General features: G+C 69.2%; 12 protein-coding genes. 3 read left to right on the top strand and 9 right to left on the bottom strand.

Features of this window, described 5'->3' with window-relative positions; genetic code table 11:
- Positions 1–121: 121 nt before the first annotated feature.
- Both A9X03_RS08790 and A9X03_RS08785 read left to right on the top strand, forming a co-directional pair.
- On the top strand, positions 122–898 hold the full coding sequence (locus A9X03_RS08790; RefSeq protein ID WP_067784049.1) for a hypothetical protein: 777 nt from the start codon (positions 122–124) through the stop codon (positions 896–898).
- A gap of 46 nt (positions 899–944) precedes the next feature.
- The gene (locus A9X03_RS08785) at positions 945–1,214 is read left to right on the top strand and encodes a hypothetical protein (protein ID WP_067752845.1); all 270 of its coding nucleotides are present in this window, start codon (positions 945–947) and stop codon (positions 1,212–1,214) included.
- Position 1,215: 1 nt separating this feature from the next.
- On the opposite strand, the gene A9X03_RS08780 is transcribed toward A9X03_RS08785, so the two are convergent.
- The 6 genes from A9X03_RS08780 to A9X03_RS08755 form a co-directional block, all read right to left on the bottom strand.
- On the bottom strand, positions 1,216–4,068 hold the full coding sequence (locus A9X03_RS08780) for an aminotransferase class I/II-fold pyridoxal phosphate-dependent enzyme (RefSeq protein WP_067752842.1): 2,853 nt from the start codon (positions 4,066–4,068) through the stop codon (positions 1,216–1,218).
- A gap of 68 nt (positions 4,069–4,136) precedes the next feature.
- Positions 4,137–4,541: an antitermination protein NusB gene (locus tag A9X03_RS08775; protein ID WP_067752838.1), complete on the bottom strand. Its 405-nt coding sequence runs from the start codon at positions 4,539–4,541 to the stop codon at positions 4,137–4,139.
- A complete protein-coding gene (gene nusB, locus A9X03_RS08770; RefSeq protein ID WP_067752834.1) occupies positions 4,538–5,035 on the bottom strand; it encodes a transcription antitermination factor NusB in 498 nt (165 codons plus the stop codon). The genes A9X03_RS08775 and nusB overlap by 4 nt, the downstream gene beginning before the upstream one ends.
- Positions 5,032–5,595 (bottom strand): elongation factor P, encoded by a 564-nt coding sequence (gene efp, locus A9X03_RS08765; RefSeq protein WP_067282552.1) that lies wholly within the window; start codon positions 5,593–5,595, stop codon positions 5,032–5,034. The genes nusB and efp overlap by 4 nt, the downstream gene beginning before the upstream one ends.
- A 139-nt stretch (positions 5,596–5,734) precedes the next feature.
- The gene (locus tag A9X03_RS08760; protein WP_067752831.1) at positions 5,735–5,956 is read right to left on the bottom strand and encodes a hypothetical protein; all 222 of its coding nucleotides are present in this window, start codon (positions 5,954–5,956) and stop codon (positions 5,735–5,737) included.
- Positions 5,957–6,006: 50 nt separating this feature from the next.
- Positions 6,007–7,125 carry a Xaa-Pro peptidase family protein gene (locus A9X03_RS08755; protein WP_067752828.1) on the bottom strand — a complete coding sequence of 373 codons (1,119 nt, stop codon included), beginning with the start codon at positions 7,123–7,125 and terminating at the stop codon, positions 6,007–6,009.
- Between the two features lie 33 nt (positions 7,126–7,158).
- Between A9X03_RS08755 and A9X03_RS08750 the strand changes: the two genes are divergently transcribed.
- Entirely contained in the window at positions 7,159–7,842 is a 684-nt protein-coding gene (locus A9X03_RS08750; RefSeq protein WP_067784200.1) for a B-4DMT family transporter, read from the top strand.
- Here A9X03_RS08750 and aroQ read toward each other — a convergent pair.
- The 3 genes from aroQ to A9X03_RS08735 form a co-directional block, all read right to left on the bottom strand.
- The gene (gene aroQ / locus A9X03_RS08745) at positions 7,839–8,279 is read right to left on the bottom strand and encodes a type II 3-dehydroquinate dehydratase (protein ID WP_067752822.1); all 441 of its coding nucleotides are present in this window, start codon (positions 8,277–8,279) and stop codon (positions 7,839–7,841) included. The genes A9X03_RS08750 and aroQ overlap by 4 nt on opposite strands.
- The gene (aroB, locus tag A9X03_RS08740) at positions 8,276–9,367 is read right to left on the bottom strand and encodes a 3-dehydroquinate synthase (protein WP_068260629.1); all 1,092 of its coding nucleotides are present in this window, start codon (positions 9,365–9,367) and stop codon (positions 8,276–8,278) included. Before aroB ends, aroQ begins: the two co-directional genes overlap by 4 nt.
- On the bottom strand, positions 9,364–9,812 hold a 449-nt coding region (locus A9X03_RS08735; protein WP_068260624.1), incomplete at its 5' end, for a shikimate kinase. The genes A9X03_RS08735 and aroB, both read right to left, overlap by 4 nt.

Genomic DNA, 9,812 nt, shown 5'->3' with positions numbered 1-9,812 from the left:
ACCACCTCGTCACCAGGGCGATTCACAGCGTGAACATAGCCTTTTCTTATGCGTCAATACGGCGTTTTCTCAGCGCGGCTACCCTCGAAGCGCATGACCACCGACACGAACTGGACTGTGGATGAGTGACGTTTCGCGGCAGGCGTTGACCAAGGTTCCGGCGGTAACCCTGGGGTTCTGGATCATCAAGATCTTGGCCACCACCTTGGGTGAGACCGGCGGCGATACCGTCACGATGACGCTGAACTGGGGCTATGCCGCCGGGGTCGCGCTCTTCGGTGTCGCGCTGGTGGTGCTGGTTGCCGCACAGATCCTGGCCAAGCGCTTCCATGCGTCGCTGTACTGGGCGACGATCGTGGCGTCGACGACGTTCGGCACGACGTTGGCCGACTTCGCCGACCGGTCGCTGGGCATCGGGTACACCGGAGGGTCGCTGCTGCTGTTGGGTTGCCTGATGGCCACCCTGGGCCTCTGGCGCTGGACGGAGGGGACCGTATCGGTCACCACCGTGTCGACGCCGAAGGTCGAGGCCTTCTATTGGGCGACTATCACCTTCTCGCAGACCCTGGGCACCGCGCTCGGCGATTGGCTGGCCGACACCCGCGGATTCGGTTACGAGCGTGGCGCATTGGTGTTCGCGGCCGGCCTGGCCGTGGTGATCGCCCTCTACTACTGGACCGGCATCTCGCGCGTCGCGTTGTTCTGGGTCGCGTTCATCCTGACCCGGCCGCTGGGCGCGACGGTCGGCGACTTCATCGACAAGCCGGTGGCCGACGGCGGCCTGGCCCTGAGCCGCCCGCTGGCCTCGGCGGTGCTCGCCGCGGTCATCGTGGCCCTGCTCGTCGTGCTGCCGCAGCGGCCGGGACGCCACCCCAGTGCGGCCCGGGAAGACGCCTGACCGCTCTCAGCGGCTTCCCAGCTCCGCGACCTACGCTTAAGTTGTCATGTCTGATACCGCACGCCCCGCGCGTCGTCAGAACGGCGCGCTCACCCAACTGCTGATTTTCGCCGCCACGGTCCTCGGCTCCGCCCTACTGGCGGCCGCGCCGGCCAACGCCGATCCCAGCCCGTTCAACACCCTCAATTGCACCTGCCCCACGAGCGCTCCGGCCGGCAGCCCGGCCCGGCACGACGCGATCGCGCGCGGGCTCCTGCGAGGGGAGCTCGGCTGGCCCGCGCAGCCCACGTCGGATCCGGGTCGGCAGGCCGGCTAACTCAGGCGTCTTCGCTCACGGCGGCGCGATCACCGTTGCGGGCCCCGTTCATGCCGGTGGCGTCCGACGGCAACTCGAAAGACGGATAGGCGGTACCGACCGCGGCCAGCGCCGCGTTGCGCTGCGCCTCCATCCGCGCCAGCGCGGACTCGGTGAAGACCGACAGCCCGAGGTCTGGGTTGTACCCGTGGATCTCCTTGACGTCGAGCTGGGCCAGGAAGTAGATGATCTCCTTGGAGACCACCTGCCCGGGCACCAGCACCGGGAATCCCGGCGGGTAGGGCACGACGAACGTGGTGGACACCAGCGTCTTGCCCTCGGCCAGCCGCCGCCCCGCCATGCCGATCAGGACGTGCTCGCGATCGGACTCCTCGTAGCCGGCGTAGAAGGCCGACCGCATGTCACCGAAGACGCACGCGTCGACGGGCCGGAAGGCGACGTCGAACTCGCTGAAGTCGGGCAGGTGCGGCAGGTCCTGGGTGATCTCCTCGACGTGACGCTCCTGCAACGCCCGGTCGGCGACGCTGGCCGCGTTCTCGGCGCGGTCGAAATCGGTTGCGACCCTGCGTAATACGTCCAGGAGGTAGTGCACGCTGGACCACGTGACGCCGATGGTGAAGATCAACAGCACGCTGTTGATCGACGTCTTGTTGATCTGGATGCCGAATCGCTCCATCAGGATCTTCTCGCGGAAGTCATACCCGTTCATCCCGGTCTTGCCGACGAACAGGGTCACCCGCGTCGCATCCAGCACGAACTGATCGGAGCGCCACGCCTCGTTCCATTCGGCCAGCGCGCCCTGCCTGACCTCGCGGTACGAGCTCACCGACGACGCCCGGAATTCCTCGGGCACCAGGTCGGACTCGTCGAGGATGCGGAACCACTTGCTGATCAACCGGTCTCGGCGCACCCGATGCCGGAATACCAGCGCCATGTCGTAGGTCTGCCGGACCAGCTGGAAACCCTCGATGTCGACCTGGCGGCGCGCCAGGTCCAGCGACGCCAGCAACTGCTGGTTCGGCGACGTCGAGGTGTGGGTCAGGAACGCCTCACCGAAGGCATCCCGGTTCAGGGCATTGAAGTCCTGGTCGCGGACGTGGATCATCGACGCCTGCCGCAGCGCCGAGAGCGACTTGTGCGTCGAGTGCGTCGCGTAGACCCGCACCCGCGCCTTGGCGGGGTCGGGCAGCAGCGGGCGATCCACCCAGTCGGACCGGTCCCCCCCGTTTTGCACCCGTTCCATTTCGGCCGCCCATTTCCGGTATTCGGCGGCGTATTCCGGGGAGGCCAGCATCTGCTCGAGGCGCTCGGCCGACACCATGGCGGTGCGCTGCCGTGCCCACGGCACCGCGGTGGCGAAGGCGTACCACGCCTCGTCCCACAGGAAGCAGATGTCGGGCTTGATCGCCAGCACCTCCTGCATGACCTGCAACGGGTTGTAGACCACCCCGTCGAAGGTGCAGTTGGTCAGCAGCAGCATGCGCACGCGGTGCAGTTGGCCGGCCGCCTCGAGGTCGAGCAGCGTCTGCTTGATGGTGCGCAGCGACACCGCCCCGTAAATGGCGAACTGCGGCAACGGGTATGCGTCCAGGTACAGCGGGTACGCCCCGGCCAGCACCAGCCCGTAGTGGTGCGACTTGTGGCAGTTGCGGTCGATCAGCACGATGTCGCCCGGCCGGGTCAGCGACTGCACGACGATCTTGTTGGCCGTCGAGGTGCCGTTGGTGACGAAATACGTGTGGTTGGAATTCCACGTGTGCGCGGCCTTGTCCATCGCCTTCTTGATGTTGCCGTGCGGGTCGAGCAGCGAGTCGAGGCCGCCGGAGGTGGTCGAGGTCTCGGCCATGAAGATGTTGCGGCCGTAGAATTCGCCCATGTCCTGCAAGGACTTCGAGTTGAAGATGCTGGCACCGCGCGCGACCGGCAGCGCGTGGAACTGCCCCACCGGCGCCGCCGCGTACGCGCGCAGCGCGTCGAAAAACGGTGTGGAGAAACGGTTCCGCAGCCCCGCGAGCACGGTGCTGTAGAGGTCGGTCACGTCGTTGAGCCGGTAGAACGTCCGGTCGTATACGTCGGGCTCGGTGTCGTCGCCGGCCGCGATCGACTCGTCGGTGAGCAGGTACAGATCGATGTGGGGCCGCAGCTCGCGGATCCATTCGCCGCACTCCACCCAGTCGTTGGCGCGGTCGGGGATGTCCACGTCCTCGTTGGCCCCGAGCAGGGTGTTCATCAGCGGCAGCCGGTCTCGGGAGCGCAGCGGCAGGTCGTCGCGGATGATCGCGGCCTGGATCTCGCCGTTCAGGGCGACGGCTGCGATGGCGTCCTCGACGCTGGGCGCCACCAGGATTTCGAACTGCACGTCGTCGGAGGGGTTGCGCAGCGCCCGCAGGCATTCGGCCAGGCAGTCGGGGGCCGTCGCGGGGGCGTCGTCGGCGAGCAGCACGGTGTAAAAGTGCTGTTTTTTGGCCTGGGCCACCAGCTCCTGGTCGGCCAGCGGCGCTGAGGTGTCGAAAAGCCCTGCGCGGTCGCCGTATTCGCTCAACAGCCGCACGGCCATGGAAACCTCTTCGGTGAGCCGCACCGTGGACAGGCTCTCCAGGTGCGCGCGGAAGGTCGCCAGGTTCGCCGCGCCGGGGTACAGCCAGTACCGCTCGTAGGCGGCGATGCGGTCCATCAACCGTTTCACCCGGGCCACGTCGTGCGTCTTGTCGTGCCCGGCCAGGTCGACCTCGGCGAGGTGGCGGCACGCGTCGTCGAGCAGGTTCCAGGTGTCGATGCGGGCGTAGGACGGGTTGGCCACCGCCGCGAGCGCGGAGACGCGGAGTCGTCGCGGCTGGGTGGTGTATCGAGTCATGATCTCACCTGTTCTTCTGAGCGACTTGTATTCTCACCCCGCCGCGCCGCCCACGTGATCGTTTCGCCTCAGGTCGATTCGGTGATCCCGTCGTCACCGTCGTCGGCGTCCACCACGCGCCGGTTGGCGCGCGTGCCGTCCACCCAGCGCAGCACCGGGAGATCCCAGCGACGGGCCGGCAGCTCGGTGACGTCGGACAGCGATCGCACCACGGCCTGCGTCAGGCCCATGATCGCCGCCATCACCGGCAGCAGGGGCTGCAGCGGCTTTGCCGCGCTGCGAACCGTGCTGATGCGGCGGGCCACGATCAGCCGTTCGACGCAGTGGTACAGCCAGGCGCCCACCGCGAGCCCGTAGATCGACAGGGCCGAGGCGACGATGGTCCACCCGAAGGCCGCGCAGACGACGGCGCCCAGCACCACGGTCGCGGCCAGCAAGCCCGCGATGACGGCGCGCAGCTCCAGCCGGGTCACCCCTGCGGTTCCTCGTTCTCCGGCGCGCGCGCCGCGCTGGACCGGACCGCCGCGGCGGCCGCCCGGATCTGCGGCGTCACCAGCATGACCTGGCCCAGCACGCCGTTGACGAAGGCCGGCGAATCGTCGGTGGACAGTTCCTTGGCCAGCTGCACGGCCTCGTCCACGGCGACCGGCTCCGGGACGTCGTCGGCGTAGAGCAGCTCCCATACCGCCACCCGCAGGATGGCGCGGTCCACGGCGGGCAGCCGGTCCAGCGTCCAGCCCTGCAGGTGCGAGCTGATCAGGTCGTCGATGTGGGCGGCGTGCTCGCCGACCCCGCGGGCCGCCGCGACCGTGTAGGGCTGCGGCTGCGCCACGTCGGGGTTTGTCTCGGCCAGCGCGGTTCGCACGTCGACGAGCTCGGCCGGGCCCAGCCCGCGGGCCTCGGCTTCGAACAGCAGGTCAACGGCGCGCTTGCGGGCCTGATGGCGTCCCCTGACGGGCCTGCTCACGCGTTGACGCGCCCCAAGTAGCTGCCGTCGCGCGTGTCCACCTTGAGCTTGTCCCCGGTGTTGATGAACAGCGGCACCTGAATCTCGGCCCCGGTCTCCACGGTGGCGGGCTTGGTGCCGGCGCTCGACCGGTCGCCCTGCAGGCCCGGCTCGGTGTGGGTGACCTCCATCTCGACCGCCACCGGCAGCTCGATGTACAGCGGCGCCCCGTTGTGGAACGCCACCTGGACCGGCAGGCCCTCGAGCAGGAACCGGGCGGCGTCGCCGACCAGCGATTCCGGCAGGGGGTGCTGCTCGTAATCCTGGCTGTCCATGAACACGAAGTCCGAGCCGTCGCGGTACAGGTAGGTGGTGTCGCGCCGGTCGACCGTGGCGGTCTCCACCTTCACGCCGGCGTTGTACGTCTTGTCGACGACCTTGCCGGAAAGCACGTTCTTGAGCTTGGTGCGCACGAAGGCGGGTCCCTTGCCGGGTTTGACGTGCTGGAACTCGACGATCTGCCAGAGCTGGCCATCGATCACCAGCACCAGTCCGTTCTTGAAATCGGCGGTGCTTGCCACGGTTCGGTGTATCTCCTAAGGGATGGACAGTCGTTCGCCGACTGTCTGCAACTTGTTCGTCAGTCTAGAGCGGCAGTCGGCCGGTGCCCCCGCGTCGGGTGGCCCATGACCGGCGGGAAGCTTGCCTTCCGCTCTCGCGTTACGGGCCGGTCTCGGCCGGCCCGGTGGGCGAAGGGGGTACCCGCTTGATCATCGTCAAGAAGGGAACGCTGAGCTTCCTCCCGCCGGAAAACGGCACCGGGACGGTGAAATACACGATGTCGACCTCGAGCCGCAGCTCCCGCAGCGGCTGGGCGTTCAGGTCCCACCGGAAGTCCCGCAGGCGCGCCAGGCCACGTTCGATTGGCTCCACCCCGTTCACGCCACCCGACTTTACCCCGGGGCGCCCGCCGGCCACAGGGCGCACGTGACCTAGCTGAGGACCGCCAACTCCTTGGGGAACCGGGTCAGCAGTTCCGGCGCGTGCCCGCGGGCCGCCGCCTCCTCGTGGGGCACGACCAGGGTGTCCTCGATGCGCACGCCGCCGCGGCCCGGCAGGTAGACGCCGGGCTCGACGGTCACCACCGAACCCGCCAACAGGGTGCCGGTGGACGTGGCGCCGATTCCCGGTGCCTCGTGGATCTGCAGCCCCACGCCGTGACCCAGGCCGTGGCCGAACTGCTCGCCGTAGCCCGCGTCGACGATCAGCTGACGCGCCGCGCCGTCGACGTCGCGCAGACTCGCGCCCGGCCGCAGCGCCTCGCGGCCGGCCCGCTGGGCATCGGCGACCAGCTGGTAGATCTCCAGCTGCCAGTCGGCGGCCTTGCCGAGCACGAACGTGCGGGTCATATCGGAGTGATAGCCGGCCACCAGCGCGCCGAAATCGATCTTGACGAAGTCACCGGTGGCCAGCACCGCATCGGTGGGGCGGTGATGCGGGATCGCCGAATTCGGCCCGGCGGCCACAATGGTCTCGAACGAGATCGCGTCGGCGCCGTGGTCGAGCATCAGCGCCTCCAGGTCCCGGCTCACCTCGCGTTCGGTTCGGCCCGGCCGCAGGCCGCCGCGCTCGATCAGATCGGCGAGCGCGGCGTCGGCCGCCTCACAGGCCAGCCGCAGCAGCGCCACCTCGCCGTCGTCCTTGATCTCCCGCAGCGCCTCGACGGTCCCGGCGGCGCGCATCAGCTCGGTGGCCGCGCTGCGCTCGCCGAGTTCGCTGGTCAGGGCGTCGAAGGCGTCGACGGTCACCACGTTGCTCTCGAAGCCCAGCTTCGAAACCCCGTCCGCGGCGGCGCGGCCGACCAGATAGCGCCCGAGGGCACGTTCGATGGCGATCTCGAGCCCCCGCGCCTGTTCGGCGGCCTGGGTGCGGTACCGGCCGTCGGTGGCCAGCACGGGGCCGCGATCGTCGGCGAAAACCAGCAACGCGCCGTTCGATCCGGTGAACCCCGACAGGTAGCGCACGTTGTTCAGGTCGCTGACCAGCATCGCGTCCAGTCCACTGGCACCCAGTTGCGCTTTCAGGTTGTCCCGACGCTGAGAATGTGTCACGACCCTTGACGGTACTCGCTACGCTGATTGCCCATGAGGTCCTGGATGCTGCGCGGATTGGTCTACGCCGCGGCGATGGTTGTCGTTCGCTTGGTTCAAGGCGCGTTGATCAACGCGTGGCAGACCCAGGCCGGGCTGTTCAGCGTGGTGCTGCTCCTGCTGTTCGTCATCGGCGTGGCCGTATGGGGGGTGGTCGACGGCCGGGCCGACGCCATCGCGAACCCCGACCCGGACCGGCGGCGCGACCTGGCGATGACGTGGCTGCTGGCCGGCCTGGTGGCCGGCATCCTCAGCGGGGCCGTGTCCTGGCTCATCTCGCTGGTGTACAACGGCCTCTACACGGGTGGGCTGATCAACGAGGTGACGACGTTCGCGGCGTTCACCGCCCTTTGCGTGTTCCTGCCGGGGATCATCGGCGTGACCATCGGCCGTTGGCGGGTGGACCGCAATCCCCCGCCCCGGCAGAAGGGAGCGGACGAGGAGCGCGCCGACACCGACGTGTTCTCCGCGGTGCGCGGTGACGACGCGCCGACCGGTGAGATTCCCACCGCGGGCGCCCAGCACGAGGAGCGGACCGCTTCGGTCGCCACGGCCGAGCGTGACGAGCCGACCGAGACGATCCACACCGCGGCCGACCACGAGCCGAAGACCGAGGTGATCCGCACCGACGGCGGTGACGACGCCACGAAGCCGGGCAAGGAACCCAAGAAGGACTAGGCCTTGGCGGCGTCCGCCAGGTAGCGCAGGGCGAGCAGGTAGCCCTGAATTCCCAGCCCGACGATCACCCCGGTCGCGACGGGGCTGAGGTACGAGTGGCGCCGAAACTCCTCGCGGGCATGCACATTGGAGATGTGCACCTCGATCAGGGGCGCTCGCAGCTCCGCGCACGCGTCGCGCAGGGCCACCGATGTGTGGGTGAGGCCGCCGGCGTTGAGGATCACCGGTTCGCCGGCATCGGCGGCCGCATGGATCCAGTCCAGCAGCTGCCCTTCGCTATCACTTTGGCGCACAACGGCTTTCAACCCGAGAGCGGTGGCCTCCCGCTCGATGAGCGCGGTCAGTTCGTCGTGCGTGGTGTCGCCGTAGACGTCGGGCTCGCGGCGGCCCAGCCGGCCCAGGTTCGGGCCGTTGATGACGTTGACGGTGGTGGTCATCGGGCCCCTTCTTCCTCCGACAGCCCCGCGTACGCGGCCGCCAGCAGCGACGGGTCGGGCCCGGCCAGCCGCCCCGGCTTCGCCAGCCCGTCGAGGACCACGAACCTGAGCACACCGGCCCGCGACTTCTTGTCCTGGGCCATGTATTCCAGCAGCTGCGGCAGCGCGTCGGCGTCGTAGGCGACCGGCAGGCCCAGCGCCGAAAGGACGGTGCGGTGGCGTTGCGCGGTGGCGTCGTCGAGGCGCCCGGCGAGGCGGGCCAGCTCCGCGGCGAAGACCAGGCCCACGGACACCGCGGCGCCGTGGCGCCACTCGTAGCGTTCCCTGCGTTCGATCGCATGCGCCAAGGTGTGGCCGTAGTTGAGGATTTCGCGCAGCTCCGACTCTTTCTCGTCGGCGGCGACCACCTTCGCCTTGACGGCGATCGAGCGCCGGACCAGTTCCGGCAGCACGTCACCGGTCGGGTCCACGGCGCCTTGCGGGTCGACCTCGATGAGGTCGAGGATCACCGGGTCGGCGATGAACCCGGCCTTGACGACCTCGGCCATCCCGGCGACGAGTTCGTTGTGCGGCAACGTTTCCAGGGTCGCCAGGTCGACCAGCACCGCCAGCGGCTGGTGAAACGCGCCCACCAGGTTCTTGCCCGCGTCGGTGTTGATGCCGGTCTTGCCGCCGACGGCCGCGTCGACCATGCCCAGCAGCGTGGTGGGAATGTGGACCACGTCGACGCCGCGCAGCCAGGTGGCGGCCGCGAACCCGGCGACGTCGGTGGCGGCGCCGCCGCCCAGGCTCACCACCGCGTCTTTGCGGTCAATGCCGATGCGGCCGAACACTTCCCAGAGGAATCCGACGACCGGTAGGTCCTTGCCGGCCTCGGCGTCCGGGATTTCGATGCGATGGGCGTCAACGCCCTTGTCCGCCAAGCGGCTTCGGATCGCTTCCGCGGTGTGCGCCAGCACCGGTTGGTGTACGACCGCCACCCGGTGCCGGTCGCAGAGCAGTTCGACGAGCCGGTCGCCCAGGTCGGTGCCGATGACCACCGGGTAGGGCGGTTCGACGGCCACCTCGACGGTGACGGGCGCGGTCATGTGGTGGCCTCCGCGTGAGCGTTCTCCGGCGTCTGCAGCCGGGACACGATGTAGCGCACCACCGCCCCGGGGTTGCGGCGGTTGGTGTCGACGCGGATCGTCGAGACGCGGCGGTACAGCGGGGCCCGTTTGGCCATCAGCGCTTTGAACTTCTCGGCGCGGTCGGGGCCGGCGAGCAGCGGGCGCACTGCGCCGCCGCCGGTGCGCCGCACGCCTTCGCCGGCGCTGATCTCCAGGTAGATGACCGTGTGGCCGGCGAGCGCCTCGCAGACCCCCGGGCTGGTGACCGCGCCGCCGCCGAGCGACACCACGCCGTCATGGTCGGCCAACGCGGCACGCACCGCGTCCTCCTCGATGCGGCGGAACTCCTGCTCGCCGTCCGTGGCGAAGATGTCGGCGATGCTGCGCCCGGTCCGCTGCTCGATCGCCGCGTCGGTGTCGAGGA

Source organism: Mycobacterium sp. E1715 (genome assembly GCF_001667625.1).
Classification (GTDB): domain Bacteria; phylum Actinomycetota; class Actinomycetes; order Mycobacteriales; family Mycobacteriaceae; genus Mycobacterium.
The sequence above is the reverse complement of the archived record's forward strand: the minus strand, read 5'-3'. Positions and strand labels throughout refer to the sequence as shown.

What these genes read in the sequence shown, in the direction of transcription:
- aroB (WP_068260629.1), bottom strand. Translation starts at nt 9,367, where the DNA reads ATGACCGCGCCCGTCACCGTCGAGGTGGCCGTCGAACCGCCCTACCCG.
- aroQ (WP_067752822.1), bottom strand. Translation starts at nt 8,279, where the DNA reads ATGACCACCACCGTCAACGTCATCAACGGCCCGAACCTGGGCCGGCTG.
- A9X03_RS08790 (WP_067784049.1), top strand. Translation starts at nt 122, where the DNA reads ATGAGTGACGTTTCGCGGCAGGCGTTGACCAAGGTTCCGGCGGTAACC.
- A9X03_RS08750 (WP_067784200.1), top strand. Translation starts at nt 7,159, where the DNA reads ATGAGGTCCTGGATGCTGCGCGGATTGGTCTACGCCGCGGCGATGGTT.
- A9X03_RS08785 (WP_067752845.1), top strand. Translation starts at nt 945, where the DNA reads ATGTCTGATACCGCACGCCCCGCGCGTCGTCAGAACGGCGCGCTCACC.
- A9X03_RS08780 (WP_067752842.1), bottom strand. Translation starts at nt 4,068, where the DNA reads ATGACTCGATACACCACCCAGCCGCGACGACTCCGCGTCTCCGCGCTC.